Below are 15,312 nucleotides of genomic sequence, written 5' to 3' on the forward strand. Positions count from 1 at the left end.
GGGAGCAAGCTCCCTCGCCACAGATGTATCACCTGGATAAGCGGCATGGCACTCGCTGAATGGCGTCGTTGCCTGTATACAGGTGCGCTTCGAAAGGGATTCGCCGGGAAACAAGGAGCTGTTGCCGTGATTTACCTGATACGCCATGCCACGCCGTTGGTCGATTACAAACCCTGCAATGCCCGTTCGGCCAAGCTTCGGCTGGATGAATACAACCAGACCTCGTCCATCGATGAGGCTGAAATTGCAGCCTTCCTGAGCCAGCCAAACGTATCTCAAATGCTCCTGGCGAGCGAAGCCAACATCATGTCCTCGCCCGTCAACAGAGCCTATGCGACGGCCTGCCGGTTGTTCGACGTGGCGCGTATCCAACAGGATGCTCGATTACGTGAGTTTGACCTGCGGTTGAGCAACATTCCCGTCGTGAAGATGGGCTTGAGGCATTGGTTCGCGTTGCACAGGATCCTTTGGTTGTTGGGGATTTCACTGGGGGCCGCCAGCCGAAAAGCCGAACACCAGCGGGCCCTCGGTGTGGCCGATGAGCTTTACAAAATCGGCGGCGAGGCTGGGAAGGCCACAATCATCGTGTCTCACGGCATGTTCCTCAGAACCGTCAGCAAAGCCCTGCAAAAGCGCGGCATGCAGGCGCACAGGGTTTATCGCTCGGGCTGTTTTACCGTCGAGTCGCTAACGCCATGAGGGGGATTGCTCGGCCACCAGCAATAACGACTGCGGCACCGGGCTTTGCGGGTGCTGCGGCTCCTGCAGGCTTGCCAGTCGGAAACCCGCCATCTCCAAGGCGTTGAGCCAACTGGACAAGGTGCGCAAGTACCACGGCATGGGCTGCCATTGGCCTTTGAACCCATCGAAGGTTTCTTCTCGCCAACCGTCCTGATAATTGCCCTCCGCCACGGTCCAGGGATGCAGCGTCTGGAGCACCAGCGCGCCGCCTGGGCTGAGCAGGGCGTTCATCGCGGCGAGCAACGGGATGATGTCCTGGTGCAACAGGGCGAAGTTGGCGCAGATCAGGTCGTAGCCGCTGCCGACGTCCACCGTCGCCTCCACCAGTGCTTCATAACTTGCCAGATGCACCGGCGAGGAACCTGACGCCCGGGCCGCTTCGACCAGCGTCGCGTCGCCATCCACACCCACCGCTTCGATGCCCCGTTCCGCCAGCGCCCGCAACAACCAACCTTCGCCGCAGCCCAGATCCAGCACGCGCTCGGGCCGGCGGCTCTGCACTGCCAGCAGCATGGCCTGGTCGGTGACGGTCCGGCGGCTTTCGATGGCACCGCTGCGGATGGCTTCGATCCAGGCCTGGGCATTGTGGTGCCAACTTTGGAGGAGTTTGGTTTCGGGTGACGACATTGATCCAGCTCCGCAGTGGATGAGGTAAGCATAGGACACCCCCTGAGGCGTCGCGGGTCAAAGCGGTCGATCAAGAAACAACAAGCGTGCCGCGAGCGCTGCCATGACCCCGGCAAAACCATACGTGCCCAGGCGCCTTGAAATCCCACCGTTGCCCAGTTTCGCCTTGAGCTGCGCGGCGCAAACACCCAGCAGCGTATGGAAGACGAGGGCAATCAGTGCCAGCAACGCTCCGAGGAAGATCAATTGCAGGCTCACGCTGCCAGCCTTGACGTCAACGAACTGAGGCAGGAACACCATGAAGAACAGCAGCGCCTTGGGATTCAAAAGGCTGTTGAGGGCGCCTCGGCAGAAGATTTTCCACAGCGAAGCTGCCTGCAGTTGGCTGTCCTGAGTCGCGGCTGGCGTTCTCAGTGCTTGCCAGGCCAGCCACAGCAAATAACCGGCCCCCGCCAGACGTAGCACATCGAACGCCGGCGCCCAGCTCATCACCAGCGCGCCAATGCCAGCGCTGACCATCATCGTCATCAGCAGGTCCGAAAAGGAAATGCCGAGGGCCGCAGCGACGCCGGCACGCCAGCCGTGGGCCAACGCATGGCTGGTGACAAAGGCCATGTTGGGCCCCGGAACGATCAGCAGAAGCACGACAGCAACCACGAACAGGTAGAGATTGGCGGTGTCCGGCATGGGGATCACTCCGAGGGAAGAGCCTCGACAGTAAGCGAACGACGAGGAGGGCGTCAGTTACAGTCCGGGCCTATCTGATAGCAACAGTCGTCCGCACATGTAAGCATCCCGGGGCCGTTACCGCAGCGCCTAAAACTACGCCACCGTCGGCTTTACGACGCTGCGAATCAGGGAAGCGAATGTGCCAATGACCTTGTCCTCGTCGTGCCGCCCCCGCACCAACGCGCCGGACAGGGCTTCTCCCGCGCCGATGAGGCCAATGCAGCATCGCTCAAGTTCGTCAGTCGACCACGTTGTGTGAGGCTCGAGCACGGCCATGAACATCTGCACACAGTTGTCCAGAAGCTCTTGGAACACCGCCGCCTTTTCCTCGCTGCCTGCCAGGGCTGCGCCCACTGCATGGAATTCGTCGGTGTTATCGGCCGCGCAATGAATGTAGGCGCTGGCCAGGACGAGGGCCGTTTCCTCCAGGCTCCGCGCAGTGTTGGACATGGCGTCACGAAAAGCGGTGACCCGCTCGGTATCGATCCACTTATAGAGCTCGATCAACAGACCCGAGCGAGTGCCGAAATGATCGTAGACAACCGGTTTGGACACGCCAGCGCGAGCAGCCAAATGCCCCAAGGTCAACCGATCGGCATCTTCCTCACGCACGATCAATAGCGCGGCATCCAGCAATTGTCGACGCCGTTCGGCTTTCGCAAGCCGGCGGGGAGGGGCGCCGAGAGGGCTATGCTCAGTGTTTTTCTGCACGTTTTCGTTCCTGGCCGATAAAAACCTACCAATGGTAGGTTTAAGTGCGTGATGGTGTGTTAGCTTACCTACTGAAAGTAGGTTTAAACCAGAGACAAGGAGAACACACCATGTCACTTGATCCTATCTTGCTAATGGGCGGTTCCGGCGCTATTGGCCATCACACTGCCCGGGCGCTACGAGCCGCCCATCCCGACGTACCCCTGCTGATTGGTGGCCGCGACCTTGCCAAGGCTCAGCGGGCCGCAGAGCACATTGGCGGGGCACAGGGTGTGGTGATCGACGCCGCCGCAGACGACCTCGGTCTCGGCGATCACCCGGTCAGCGCCGTCGTGGTCTTTTACATGGACCATGCTCTTGCCGGATTACGTTTTGCGCAAAAGCGCGGCGTGCCGCACCTCAGCATCTCCTCCGGCGTTTTCGAGATCGCGCCGGAAATCGCAACGTACGTGCACACGCCTGATGCTTCGCCGATTGTCCTCGGTTACGAATGGATGGTCGGCGCGACGACCGTGTCGACGCTGAGCATTGCCCGCGCCTTCGGCCGAGTCCAGGACATCCGTATCAACGCCCTGGTCGATGAGCAGGATACTGGCGGTCCGACCGTCGCCACCGATTTTGAACATTTGAACAAGATGCTGCCCGCCGCGCTGACACGGCGCGACGGTGTGTTCGTCTGGCGCGAAGGAGAGGATTCCAAGGCAGGATTCCACGCGGTGGATGGTACGAAGATCGAGGCCACCGGCTTCTCGTCCATTGATGTCGTTGGCCTGGCGGCTGCGACGGGCGCGCCGAATGTCCAGTTCAACCTGGCCACCGCAGTAAGCTCAACTCGCCGCCAGGGCAGGCCGATGTCCACCGAGATCATCATCGAACTCGTCGGCGAAGACCGCCAGGGCGAGCCGCTGCAGACACGTCATGCGCTCATCCATCCGGCAGGCGCGGCCCCCTTGACCGGCCTCAGCGTCGCGATGACTCTTGAACGTTTGATCGGGTTGGACGGCCAGCCACCGACTCCGCCAGGGCTGTACTTTCCTTATCAATTGCTGGATGCCACTGCGTATCTGGAGCGTCTGAAGCAGGAGGGTGGCGAGTTGCGCAAGCTATAGGGGCCTCGCTGCAGGCCCTTTCCGGACTGCAGCGATATATCACTCCGTCGGTGGTTTGTAACCCGCAAGCATGTTCAATATCTCATCATGCGAGCCGCTCGCCTCAGCAAACCGCAAGGGTTTTGCGCGCTCGACGACAAGCTCTTGTGGGGTTGGAGAGATCTCGAGCAGCTCGAAGATTTCATTCAAGAACTCATCCAACGGCATGGCGTGTTCGTCATTTTCCTGCCCAAGCAACGTGGTGCGCACACCTGGCGGTGCAAGCTCGATCACCTCGACGGGCGAGGCTTCCAGTTGCACGCGAAGACTTTGAGTGAACGAATGAACGGCCGCTTTGGTTGCGCTGTAAGTCGGTGTCGCAGGTAGCGGGACGAATGCCAAAGCCGAACTGACGTTGATGATTGTCGCACTGGGCTGCTTGATCAGTTGGGGGATGAATGCGTACACCATGCGAATCGTGCCGAGCAGGTTCGTTGTCACGATATTTTCGGCGATGCTCAGGTCTTGCGCAGCGGTCAGATCCTCCCAATGCATGATGCCGGCGTTGTTGATGAGAACGTTCAGTTTCGGGTGACTGATCGCCAGCGCTTCGCAAGTGCGCTGGATGGATTGCGGATCAGAGACGTCCAGTAATACCGATTCAATACCTGGATGTTCTGACACGATCTTGTCGAGCAGAGCCTTGCGCCGCCCCGCGATGATGACGGTGTTACCCGCCTTGTGCAGCCTGAGCGCCAAGCCAAGGCCTATGCCTGAGGTGCTGCCGGTAACCAGGATCGTGTTGCCCGTGCTGTTCATAGTAAACTCCGGTAAGGGTACGCAAGCGGACAGCTGTCCACTTGCAAAAAAACTAACGGACAACTGTCCGCTTTGCAATGCAGCGCAGGAAAAAACTTTGCCCAAGAATGATGAATTGGCGATGCGTTCTGACGCCAAGAAAAATCGAGAACGAATTCTGAAGGTCGCTGTGGCAGAGCTGACACTCGATCCTGCGGTCCCGCTGAGCGCGCTTGCGAAGAAAGCCGGCGTGGGGCAGGGCACGTTCTATCGCCATTTCGCCAATAGGGAGGAGCTGGTATTCGAGGTTTATCAATTCGAAATGCAGCAAGTGGCCTCGTTGGCGCAAGAGCTGCTCGCGACAAAACCCCCAAAGCAAGCCCTCCGGGAATGGATGGACTGCCTCGCAGAATATGCAATGACCAAGGCTGGGCTTGCGACCGCGATACGACAAGCCGCCTCCACTTACGAGTTCCCAGGGAAGTCGGGATACGCCCCCGTCCAGGCCGCTGCCGAGTCGCTTTTGAGGGCTAATGAAAAGGCCGGAACGATTCGTAGCGGGGTTACCCACGATGACTTTTTCCTAGCCACTGCCGGAATTTGGCAAATCGATTCCCAGAGCGATTGGCGCTCGCGTCTCGCCAGATTGATGGACCTGGTCATGGATGGTCTCTGCGCTGGCAGTCCCGAAAGCCGGAAGGATCAACCGTCTGACACCTGACTCAGTGGCTGGCGAACAGCTGGCTATAATGAGCGATGCAAAGGCGCTAGCATGAAGGTTTACTCATAGAAGGGACCTTCATGCGAAACCTCCCGCCCTCTTCGAGCCTGCGAGCCTTTGAAGCCGCCACGCGGCACGCCACGTTCACCGCGGCAGCAGAGGAATTGCATGTCACACAAAGCGCAGTGAGCCACCAACTCAAGCATCTGGAGCAGCTCTGGGGATTGCAGTTGTTTCATCGCGGTAACGCGCTGCACCTGACTTCGGCCGGTGCAGCACTCGCGCCCATCGTGCGCGAGTTCTTCATGAAGCTCGAGGCCACCCTGGCCGATTTGCGCGAGCAAAACGGGCGGCAGCGGTTGAGCGTCAGCACGACCTATTCCTTCGCCTTGAAGTGGTTGCTGCCCCGGCTTGCGGATCTGGCGCAAGCTCATCCGGAAATCCTGCTGACCCTGGACAGTACCGACAACCCCATTAACTTCTCGACGGCAGACCCAGACGTTGCTATCCGCCTGGGCAACGGTCATTTCCCTTCGCTGTTCTCAGAGTTTCTGTTCCGCGAGCAGATTTTTCCTGTCGCCAGCCCAGCGTTGCTCGCACGTTTTGGTACGCCTCAAACGGCAGCCGAATTGCTGCGCTATCCACTGCTGACGCGCGATGGCGCAGCGCTGGTGCCGAAATGGGAGCAGTGGTTTGCCCAGGTGGGTGTCGAGGTCACGACCTTGAAGGAAAGCATCCGCTACGCCGACACCAACATGACCATCGAGGCGGCGCTGTTGGGGCAAGGTATCGCCCTGGCACGCAGCGGGCATGTCGAAGCCGAGCTCAATGACGGCCGCCTTGAAAGGCTTTTCGAACTGCCGGTCGCATCGCCCTTGGCGTATTACTTTGTCTGTCCCAAAGGGATCGAGACTCAACCGCATATTGCCAGCTTTCGTCGTTGGCTGGTGACCCAGGCAGTTGGCGCTCAGCAGGCTTATGCATGAGCTTTTCATCATGCCCGGATGAAGAGACTTTGCTTCTATAGCGCTACTTTAGCGGTCTAGGATGATGCATGCCCTTACACATCATCTGCCTCGTCTTGTTCGCCGCGCTGCTGCACGCCAGTTGGAATGCCATGCTGCGCGGGGGCGCCGACCGTTTGTGGTCCATGACCATCATGTGCATGGCGATCGCCGTGGCGAGCATCATCGTGGCGGCGCTACTGGCGCCGCCCGCCCGGGCAAGCTGGTTTTACGCCGGCCTCTCCGCGGTATTGCACGTGGGCTACAACCTGTTCCTGGTGCGCAGTTACAAGTCCGGGGATCTCGGCCAAACCTATCCCATCGCCCGCGGTGTCTCTCCGATCCTGATTGTCCTGGCCGCTTCGCTGTTCGCCGGTGAGCGGGTAGCGCCGAGTGGACTGCTGGGGATTACGTTGGTGTCGACTGGGATCCTATCGCTGGCCTTTACCAGGCGTCGGCGGACGTTGCCCAACTTGCCCTACGCACTGGGAACCGGTTTTTTCATCGCCGCCTACAGCGTTGTCGATGGCATCGGTGTTCGCCTCTCCGGGGCGCCGATGGCCTATACCGCCTGGATGTGCCTGTTGTGGGGGGTGATGATGCCCATGGTTTACATCGGGCTGCGAGACACTCAAAGCCTCTTTGCCCTGCGACCAGGGTTCGCTGTGGCCGTCGCTGGCGGGCTGGTTTCGTTATTGGCCTACGGGGTCGTGATCTACGCCATGGCTCATGCACCGATGGGCGCGGTGTCTGCGTTGCGAGAAACCAGCGTCATGTTCGCCGCGTTGATCGGGTACGCCTTTCTTGGCGAGGCATTGACCTTGCGCAAGCTGCTGGCCTGTGCCGTCATTGCCCTCGGTACGCTGGTCATCGGCTGACGTTGCTTTTCATCCAGTCGTGAGGATTGACCATGAATGAACGTTCGCAAAAGCCCGTGATCCTGATCACCGGAGGCGGGCGCGGAATAGGTGCGGCGACGGCCATACTGGCTGCTGAGCAAGGTTACGACGTCGTGCTGACCTATATCGCCGATGAAGCGTCGGCGTTGGCGGTGGCTGCGAAGGTCGAGGCCAAGGGCGCTCGTGCCTTGGCAGTACGTGCCGATAACGCCGATCCAGCACAGATCGCCGAACTGTTCGCCACCCTTGACCTGCACTTCGGGCGAATCGATGTGCTGGTCAACAACGCCTCGATACTCGCCCAGCAGTCTCGCTTGGAGGATCTTGGCTTCGAGCGCATGCAGCGAATATTCGCGGTGAACACCTTGGGCCCGATGCTTTGCGCGCAGCAGGCTACCCGGCGCATGGCCTATCGTTATGGCGGGCGTGGCGGTGCCGTCGTCAATGTCTCCTCGGCGTCAGCCCGTCTCGGTAGCCCGAATGAATATGTGGACTACGCAGCGTCCAAGGGCGCGGTCGAAACGTTCACGACCGGTTATGCCAAGGAAGTGGCACGGGAAGGTATTCGGGTCAATTGCGTTCGACCCGGGCATATCTATACCGAGATGCATGCGAGCGGGGGAGAGCCGGGCAGAGTCGATCGGGTGAAGGACACGATTCCCATGGGGCGCGGTGGCCAGCCGGAGGAGGTCGCGCGGGCCATTCTCTGGTTGGCGGGGGAACAGGCTTCGTTTGTGACGGGAACCTTCCTGGATGTGACTGGAGGGAAGTAGGCTGAGGGGATATCGGCTGCCTCATTTCATGTTCGGGTAACTTCAGCCGTTCGTCGACCATAGGTCACGTCATTCTTATTTCTTGATACTGTAGCATTCAAGTATCTAGAAAGTAGAAAGTCATGCAATCAGTCCATATGGTTTTTGGCCCTTTGGGGGCAGGGAAGTCGACGTTCGCCAGGCAACTGAATGCCGAAGTGACCGGCGTACGCTTCTCCATCGATGAGTGGATGAACGAGCTTTATGGCCCGGACCTGCCGAAGCCCATGAACCTGGCGTGGATCATGGCCCGTGTACAACGCTGTGAAGCCCATATATGGAAGACGGCTATACAGGTCCTGGGAGCAGGGCGCGACGTCGTGCTTGATCAAGGCTTCATGAGTGAAGCTGATCGCACACGCATTCGTTTGTTGGCCGGCCAAGCGGGCTATCAGGTGTCCAGCTATTTCATCGATGCTGCCCCCCAACTGCGGCGTGAGCGGGTCATGCAAAGAAATAGTGAAAAAGGCGAGACCTACGCTTTCGAGGTAACGGGGCCAATGTTTGATTTCATGGATTCCCGATTTGAACGTCCTTCCCCACAAGAATTGGAGCAATGCTGCAATGTCTGACAACGCATCTACCGCACCTGCCGCGAATGGCTCGATACTCGACCGCTGTGTTCGTTTCTCACGCGCCTACACCTCAGCCGCACGGCGAGTGGATGCCAAGCTCTCTGCCGTGCACGGCCTGAGCTTCAGCGATTTCATGATCCTGTACCACTTGAAACATGCACACAATGCTCGACTGCGGCGAGCGGACCTGGCTGACAGCATGGGGCTGACGGCATCGGCGGTCACCAAATCCCTGCTGCCGCTTGAAAAAATAGGCTTGGTGTCTCGCCAAAGTGACCCACGGGACGCGCGTGTAGGCTACGCCTGCCTCACGTCAGCAGGCGATCAGGTTTTTGCCGATGCGAAGGTCTCGGCGGAGTTCGCTTGCCAAGAGGTTTATGAGGCGATGGTGGGGGAGTGGAGCAAGCCTGGTTAAGCGTGACGCCGTTCAATCAGCTCACGTACGTGCTTGGCAATGGCCAGGCATGACGTCAGTCCGGGAGACTCTATGCCAAACAAATTGATCAGCCCCGGGACGTCGTGCTCGCGCTGGCTGCTGATCATAAAATCGCGGGCTGGCTCGCCAGGTGCCGAGATCTTCGGGCGAATCCCGCTGTAGCCCGGTTGCAGGCTACCGTCCGGCAAGTCGGGCCAGTAAGTGCGAATGGCCGCATAAAAACTGTCTGCGCGAGCGGGATTGACTTGGTAGTCCTCGGTTTCGACCCATTCGGTATCTGGACCAAAGCGTGCTTGTCCGCCCAGATCGAGGGTCATATGCACCCCGAGACCGTCGGCTTCCGGCGCCGGGTAAATGAGATGGGTGAAGGGCACGCGTCTGGACACGTTGAAGTAACTGCCCTTGCACAAATAGTCACGCGGCACCGCATCAGGCGGCAATCCGTCTATTCGCCGTGCCACTGCCGGCGCATGAAGGCCCGCGGCATTGATTAGCCGGCGGCATGCAAGCTCCATGGGAGCTACCCCACCCACATGAAGGAGAAAACCGTCCGCGGTCACCTTTGCACCGAGGAACGGGGCATGGAACGCGATGCTGGTGCCGGCCGCCTCGGCGTCCCCTTGCAACGCCAACATCAGCGCATGGGAGTCGACGATGCCGGTCGAAGGTGAATACAACGCAGCGATGCATTCAAGCGCAGGCTCCAGCGCCATGGCCTGATTACGATCAAGCAGACATAGATCATCCACACCGTTTTCATGCCGTCGCTTGAGCAAGAATCGAAGCTGATCTACCTGCACGTCAGTGTTGGCGACGATCAGCTTTCCAATTCTGCGCGTACTGACCCCATGGCTATCGCAATACCCGTAAAGTGCCTGTCTGCCCTCGACGCACAGTCGGGCTTTCAAGCTCCCGGGAGGGTAATAAATCCCCGCGTGGATGACCTCCGAATTACGCGAGCTTATGCCAATACCGATTGCCGCCCCAGTTTCAATCACCAGGACTTCGTGACCTGCCAAGGCCATTTCCCGCGCGATGGCAAGCCCGACGACACCCGCACCCACGACTACGCAATCGATATCGACACTCACCGTCACGGCTCCTTTCAAATCGTTAGATGTCATCGAGCAGGTACCCTCAACCGAGTTGTATCTGCTCCAGTATCAGGCTGTCGGTGATGTTCATGTCGTCCAGCAACAGAAACATCTTGCTTAGCACCTCAGCCATTTTCTTGTCGGTATCGGCAAACGGCAGGTAGAACTCGGCAAAACTGCTACCAGCGGGCACGATGCACAGGTAGTTGCCAGGTTCGATATGGATGGCGGCGCTGCCCAGGTGAATGCGGTAGTTCGCACGCTGACCGGTAATATGCAGAAAATGTCCTTCGCACCCAACGTTTTGCAAGCCCAGCTCTTGGATCAACTCGCCGATCAGTTCCGCGCGTCGTTGCACGGTTTCGTGGCTAGTGTTGTAGTCGTCTGCTGCGTGGGCTACGGAGACCAGCAGATCGGCGTCACGCATGACTTCTGAGAACAGCAGCGGTGGTACTTGCTCAAGGGGGATGGCTTTCTGGTCGCGATGGAATGCAATGGTGTCGAAGGTAAAGTGTTCCGTTTCCGAGAGGTAATGACCGGTATCCAAAAAGTTGAACAGGGCGTAAATGCCGTGCTCTTTGCTCTCGTAATAGATTTCCTCGACGCTGGAGGTCGACCAGTTGCGGACCTGCAGCAACCGCGCGGCAACTTGGGCTTTCAGGCGGTGGCCGGCAAATCGGTTGGACCACAGGCCGGTGTCTCGCTCTGCAGGTGTGAGCAGGTACAGCTCGCGAAAGGCCTGTTTGAACGGCTGCACGCGGCGATGGGTCACCACGTCTTTCTGCCAGGCTGACAGTTGCCCTGCCGTGAACAGATGAAAGGGGTGAGCGATACGCATATTCCTCTCAGCGACGTGTTGGCGGCCTTCAAGGTCAGTCACCGTCAGCGTCGCGGCATCAAGCCAGCCCAGCACCGCGTTGTCGACCTGCACAATCAGTTGCTCCAGCAGCAGACGAACAGCAGGCATTTTCAACAATTGTTTCAGATCGTCCAAGACCAGGGTTTCGCCGCTGCTCATCATCGTTTCCAGGGTGCGGCCGAAGCGGGCGATCTGTTCCTTGAGCTGGGTCTGCTGCGCTTTGAGGGCAATGAAGTCTGCGTGTTTTCGAACCGCAGGCGGTGCGGTCTTGAGCGTCTTTGCGGCTTTGCTGATGTGCAACGTGGGCGACAAGCCGTCGATGACGAGCGTGACGTCATAGCCATCGATGGTAGCGGCCATCAGGGCGGACTCGGCGATTTCCGCTTCCATGGCCCATTCCAGGCGGATCGCCGAGGGGTAACCGGCGACACGCGCCAGGTTTTCCAGTCCAGCCTGCACCGCTGCGTGGGAGTTGGCTTGTCGTTCGACGCCGTATTTACGCACCTCGTTGTGCAGCTTCTTGAGCCTCAGATAACGCTGGCGTACGTCGTCCGAATCCGTGACGGGCAGCACGCCGTAGATGCGCATAGCCGCCTGTGCATGGCGGGCCAGCTTCTTTTCCAGGGCCGGTCGACCGATGCCTTGGTAGGCGTCGAGCAGCACACGTGTCTCGGGAAACGCCCAGGGCGAGGGTTCGAGTGCCGCGAGGTACTCACGCAAGTGGTCCGGGTTGGCCTCGGCCAGCGCCTTGTCCAGCAGATAGCGGTCCACCACACCCACGGTTTCATCCAGCGTATTGGGCAGGTCGGTGCCCCAGCCGGAGCGAGGCGCCAAGGCCATGTTCAGGTACTCACGCTGGAAGGCTCGCAAATCACTCCAACCGAGCGCGTCGAGCATCACCCGGCTGGCTTGTCCAGCATAGGGCAGGGCGGCCAGCAGGGTATCTCTTGAAAAACCGGTCAGCGCTGCAAGCAGTTCTGCCGATTGATCCTTGGGCAGTGCCTGAAGCAACAGAAAGCGTTCGAGCACCGCGGCCGTATGGCCGAAGCCGTCGAGGAAGTTATCCGGCGTCATGCCCAGTCGCTCAATGACCGCCAAGGCCTGCAGTAACCAGCGGGTCTCATAAACCTCGACCGAACGGAAGGTGTCAGCCAGTCTCTCGGCGTTATAGGGCAATCCAGCCAGGGCTTCCTCGACATAACGAACGGTGAAGTTCGCCAGTTCAGGGGAGGCGACAGCAGATTCTTCAGTAGGAATTTCCTCACTTTGGAATGACTCGACATCCATGTCTTCCGAGGCCTCGTCGCTTGAATCGTCCTCGTCAAACTCCTCATCCGCGTACTGATTCAGGTCCACATCGTCGCTGCCCAGTCCGGCGTCGCCTGCGTAGAACATCATGGCGCGGCCCCAGGTATTGGCTGCCCGGACGAAGCGAGGGTAATCGAGGCGGCCCGCTTCCATCAGGCCCCGCGCAATGCGCTTGATTTCCTTGTGCCCGTAGATATACGCGTCGGCGATTTTCCTTTGTTCACTACAAGGCGTGGACGGGGGCTGCTCGCGGTTCCAGCTGCCGTCCAGTAACCATTCGGCGAGGGTCTGCCAGGCCGGGGTGGACGGGTAATTGCTCAGACGATTGATGCAGGCCTGAACATCTGGGAAAGCCCAGGCCTGGTCCGGACTTCTTCGGTAGTAGGCAGGTCCATCTTCGTCAGTGGGCAGCGGATAATCACTGTCCTCGAAGGCAAATTGCAGCATATGCCGCAGTCGCGCCCCGATCTGCTCCAGTGCATAAGCATCTGGGCGGGCCGTGATCCACGCATCGCAGAGTCGATATTGCAGGCCATAGCGCAGTTGATCGCGGCGGTCCTCCAGATCGTCCCACACGGTAGGGAACACAAAACCATCAGCCAGTGCCTTGGGCCCATCCTCGGGATGCTGCCTGACCCAGTCAGCCGCTATACATAGGCAGTCGATGCCGTCCCAGAAATCGGGCTCGAATTCGTCATATCGATTAAGCTCGGGATAGTCATCCAACGCTCTATCACAGAATGCTCGCAGCGCTGCGAGACGTTCGGTTTGTTCGGGTACTGGACGGCGTGATTGCATGAGGATATCCGAGAACTGAGTGACGAGGATCAACCGCCAACCAGCGGCACCAGGCGGATAAACGCGAGCGTGGAAGGAAGACTCAATTCGATTGACTCGTCGAGTCTTTGCAGCATGACGCCATTGTGCAGAACGCGGAACGCACGGGTTTCAAAACCCTTTAAAGCTCGCTCGACCTCAACGCTGACATCCAGGACTGGAGACGCGGTGGCCTGAGGCATGACAATCGCGCCTTCACTGGCTTGCAGAAGAATATCCCGCTCGCTCAGGTATTGGCGGTCGAGCACTTCACGCATCGACGCTTGTTCCAGCCCGTGCTGAGCTGACAGCGCGGCGATCTGTTCGGCAACGGTCAGGCGAATGAGCTCGGCGACCGTCAAGGTCAATGAAATGGGTGTGAGGGTGACAGGAGGCAGCAAAAGCTCCTGGCGTGCGCCTTTAAGACAATAGCTATGAACCACGAACTCCATGACGCATTCCTTGCAAGCCGGGTTAGTCGAGCGGATGGGACCTTAGCATAATCGTTCATTAGGCATGAGCCAGTCGCTCGGCGAGCGCCTGGTAAAGGCACAACATTATTCACCGTCGTGGTCGACAACGGCGGCGCAGCGGAAAAAGCCTGCAAAGGACGTCGACTGGCCCAATATACAAGTACACATAATGTATATTATGTTAAACGAGATGTTTACGTATCGCCACAAACCTCAGCCCCTCATTGATGGCTTAAGGCTATCCGTCGATAATCACCCCTTCTCAAAAAGCACATAAGGATTTGCTGTGAAGAAGCTCTACCTGGCTCTACCGCTCTGCGCGCTGCTGCTTCAAGGCTGTGGTGTGACCATGACCCGCTATGAACCCAACTTTCAAAACGTTCAGCAGCTCAAGAAAAATGAGCCCATGCAACACCTGCGCGAAACACAGGTGAATGCTGATTCTGGCCAAGGGTCTTTGATGGTTCGCCTGAACCCGATTTCTTCGCCCGTGGGCAGCGTTCCACTGCACATCCAGGCAGCGATCAACGATGAGCTCCGTCAGGCTGGTTTGCTGGACCCTCGTGCTGACCGGCAACTGCAGATTCAATTGGTCAAGAGCCAGCTCACCGCTGGCATGAGCAACGGCCATGGCGAGCTGGCTGCGCGCTTCACATTGCGTAAAGGTGACCAGGTTTTATACGAAACCACTAAAGACGTGCAGCGTGATTGGGACAGCAGTTTCTTCGGTCCGATCGCCATTCCGGCTGCGGCGAACAACTACAACCCTATGGTGCAGGACTTGCTCAAGAGCTTGTACAGCGATCCACAGTTCACTCAAGCGTTGAAGTGATCAAAAAAAAAGAGCCGCGGTTGCGGCTCTTTTTTTGTCGGCTGTCAGCCCCGTGGAATGTGGGTATCGACAGCGGAGTATTTCATGCGGTTGTTGTCGACCCAGTTTTTCAACAGTGCATTGACCTGCCGGTTGAAGGTGTCGGTGATGGCAGCTTTGGGCGTATTACCTGCCAGGGGCAGGAACCAGATACCCAACCACGTATTGACCGCATCGTGGTTGCTGGTCTTGCCCACCGGCTGACCCTGCTCATCCAGCGTTTCCAGGCTCACCGTGTACTGGTCGGTTGCCAGCGCAGGAATGATCGTGAACGTGAAGCCGCTGATGAATGCCAGGACCATTTGCCCACCACCTGGTGCGTGGTTGTAGACCTTCAATCGAAGACTGTAGTCGCCCGGTTGCTTCTGGAATTCGTCGAAGACTACGCGCCCGAAAAGCCCTGATTCGTCGAAGGTCCGCTTCAGATCAGGCTTGAGCATGTCCCGAGCCTGCGGCACCTCGGTGGCTTTGGCATTGCCAGGTTCGCCCTGATAGAAATCGAAGTCGACATAGACGTTCGGTTTGTTCGAGTAGCTGGCCATCGAAGGCAGATTCACCGGGGCTACTTCATCTTTGGTGAAACTGGCACATCCACTGAGGCTCAAGGCCAAGACGAGGCCCATGGCTTTTGCAAATTGCATATCGACTTCCTTGCGTAATTTTTACTAATGCCGCTCACAGAGAGGGGTGCGAATTCTAGCGGGATCCATTTAAAAGCAAAAGGCCATCATGTCGCGCTCCCCCACCCGC

General features: G+C 58.6%; 17 protein-coding genes. 9 read left to right on the forward strand and 8 right to left on the reverse strand.

The annotated features are described in order from the left end of the window. Positions 1 to 45: 45 nt before the first annotated feature. A complete protein-coding gene (locus ACLH0I_RS15340) occupies positions 46 to 699 on the forward strand; it encodes a phosphoglycerate mutase family protein (RefSeq protein WP_411384640.1) in 654 nt (217 codons plus the stop codon). Here the strand turns inward: ACLH0I_RS15340 and ACLH0I_RS15345 are convergent. The 3 genes from ACLH0I_RS15345 to ACLH0I_RS15355 all read right to left on the reverse strand — a co-directional run bounded on the left by ACLH0I_RS15345 (position 688) and on the right by ACLH0I_RS15355 (position 2,808). Beyond that, positions 688 to 1,368 (reverse strand): class I SAM-dependent methyltransferase, encoded by a 681-nt coding sequence (locus tag ACLH0I_RS15345; protein WP_411384641.1) that lies wholly within the window; start codon positions 1,366 to 1,368, stop codon positions 688 to 690. The genes ACLH0I_RS15340 and ACLH0I_RS15345 overlap by 12 nt on opposite strands. A gap of 57 nt (positions 1,369 to 1,425) precedes the next feature. Further along, positions 1,426 to 2,055: a LysE family translocator gene (locus ACLH0I_RS15350; RefSeq protein WP_411384642.1), complete on the reverse strand. Its 630-nt coding sequence runs from the start codon at positions 2,053 to 2,055 to the stop codon at positions 1,426 to 1,428. Positions 2,056 to 2,190: 135 nt separating this feature from the next. Continuing rightward, entirely contained in the window at positions 2,191 to 2,808 is a 618-nt protein-coding gene (locus ACLH0I_RS15355) for a TetR/AcrR family transcriptional regulator (protein WP_411384643.1), read from the reverse strand. A 110-nt stretch (positions 2,809 to 2,918) separates the two neighbouring features. On the opposite strand from ACLH0I_RS15355, the gene ACLH0I_RS15360 reads away from it, so the two are divergent. After that, a complete protein-coding gene (locus ACLH0I_RS15360) occupies positions 2,919 to 3,917 on the forward strand; it encodes an NAD(P)-dependent oxidoreductase (RefSeq protein WP_411384644.1) in 999 nt (332 codons plus the stop codon). Between the two features lie 39 nt (positions 3,918 to 3,956). Here the strand turns inward: ACLH0I_RS15360 and ACLH0I_RS15365 are convergent, their stop codons facing one another. After that, positions 3,957 to 4,715: an SDR family oxidoreductase gene (locus tag ACLH0I_RS15365; RefSeq protein WP_411384645.1), complete on the reverse strand. Its 759-nt coding sequence runs from the start codon at positions 4,713 to 4,715 to the stop codon at positions 3,957 to 3,959. 121 nt (positions 4,716 to 4,836) lie between these two features. Here ACLH0I_RS15365 and ACLH0I_RS15370 point away from each other — a divergent pair, with 121 nt between their 5' ends. From ACLH0I_RS15370 to ACLH0I_RS15395, 6 genes are all read left to right on the forward strand, one after another. Continuing rightward, on the forward strand, positions 4,837 to 5,415 hold the full coding sequence (locus ACLH0I_RS15370) for a TetR/AcrR family transcriptional regulator (RefSeq protein ID WP_186705757.1): 579 nt from the start codon (positions 4,837 to 4,839) through the stop codon (positions 5,413 to 5,415). Between the two features lie 80 nt (positions 5,416 to 5,495). After that, a complete protein-coding gene (gene gcvA, locus ACLH0I_RS15375) occupies positions 5,496 to 6,401 on the forward strand; it encodes a transcriptional regulator GcvA (protein ID WP_411384646.1) in 906 nt (301 codons plus the stop codon). Between the two features lie 68 nt (positions 6,402 to 6,469). Next, positions 6,470 to 7,297 (forward strand): EamA family transporter, encoded by an 828-nt coding sequence (locus ACLH0I_RS15380; RefSeq protein ID WP_411384647.1) that lies wholly within the window; start codon positions 6,470 to 6,472, stop codon positions 7,295 to 7,297. 32 nt (positions 7,298 to 7,329) lie between these two features. After that, positions 7,330 to 8,091 carry an SDR family oxidoreductase gene (locus tag ACLH0I_RS15385; RefSeq protein WP_411384648.1) on the forward strand — a complete coding sequence of 254 codons (762 nt, stop codon included), beginning with the start codon at positions 7,330 to 7,332 and terminating at the stop codon, positions 8,089 to 8,091. Between the two features lie 122 nt (positions 8,092 to 8,213). After that, positions 8,214 to 8,702: an AAA family ATPase gene (locus ACLH0I_RS15390; RefSeq protein ID WP_250963722.1), complete on the forward strand. Its 489-nt coding sequence runs from the start codon at positions 8,214 to 8,216 to the stop codon at positions 8,700 to 8,702. Then, the gene (locus ACLH0I_RS15395) at positions 8,695 to 9,120 is read left to right on the forward strand and encodes a MarR family winged helix-turn-helix transcriptional regulator (protein ID WP_411384649.1); all 426 of its coding nucleotides are present in this window, start codon (positions 8,695 to 8,697) and stop codon (positions 9,118 to 9,120) included. The genes ACLH0I_RS15390 and ACLH0I_RS15395 overlap by 8 nt, the downstream gene beginning before the upstream one ends. Here ACLH0I_RS15395 and ACLH0I_RS15400 read toward each other — a convergent pair. The 3 genes from ACLH0I_RS15400 to ACLH0I_RS15410 are packed head-to-tail and all read right to left on the reverse strand — an operon-like array spanning position 9,117 to position 13,670. Further along, a complete protein-coding gene (locus ACLH0I_RS15400) occupies positions 9,117 to 10,232 on the reverse strand; it encodes an NAD(P)/FAD-dependent oxidoreductase (protein ID WP_411384650.1) in 1,116 nt (371 codons plus the stop codon). The genes ACLH0I_RS15395 and ACLH0I_RS15400 overlap by 4 nt on opposite strands. 46 nt (positions 10,233 to 10,278) lie before the next feature. Further along, the gene (locus ACLH0I_RS15405; RefSeq protein ID WP_411387512.1) at positions 10,279 to 13,200 is read right to left on the reverse strand and encodes a DUF4132 domain-containing protein; all 2,922 of its coding nucleotides are present in this window, start codon (positions 13,198 to 13,200) and stop codon (positions 10,279 to 10,281) included. 29 nt (positions 13,201 to 13,229) lie between these two features. Beyond that, positions 13,230 to 13,670, reverse strand: coding sequence for a hypothetical protein (locus ACLH0I_RS15410; protein WP_411384651.1), 441 nt, complete (start codon positions 13,668 to 13,670; stop codon positions 13,230 to 13,232). Between the two features lie 307 nt (positions 13,671 to 13,977). Between ACLH0I_RS15410 and ACLH0I_RS15415 the strand changes: the two genes are divergently transcribed. Beyond that, positions 13,978 to 14,523: a hypothetical protein gene (locus ACLH0I_RS15415; RefSeq protein ID WP_250963717.1), complete on the forward strand. Its 546-nt coding sequence runs from the start codon at positions 13,978 to 13,980 to the stop codon at positions 14,521 to 14,523. 44 nt (positions 14,524 to 14,567) lie between these two features. On the opposite strand, the gene ACLH0I_RS15420 is transcribed toward ACLH0I_RS15415, so the two are convergent. Further along, complete coding sequence (locus ACLH0I_RS15420; protein ID WP_411384652.1) at positions 14,568 to 15,203, reverse strand: hypothetical protein; 636 nt, start codon at positions 15,201 to 15,203, stop codon at positions 14,568 to 14,570. Between the last annotated feature and the right edge of the window lie 109 nt (positions 15,204 to 15,312).

Source organism: Pseudomonas sp. MPB03 (assembly GCF_046605385.1).
Classification (GTDB): Bacteria; Pseudomonadota; Gammaproteobacteria; order Pseudomonadales; family Pseudomonadaceae; genus Aquipseudomonas; species Aquipseudomonas zanjanensis.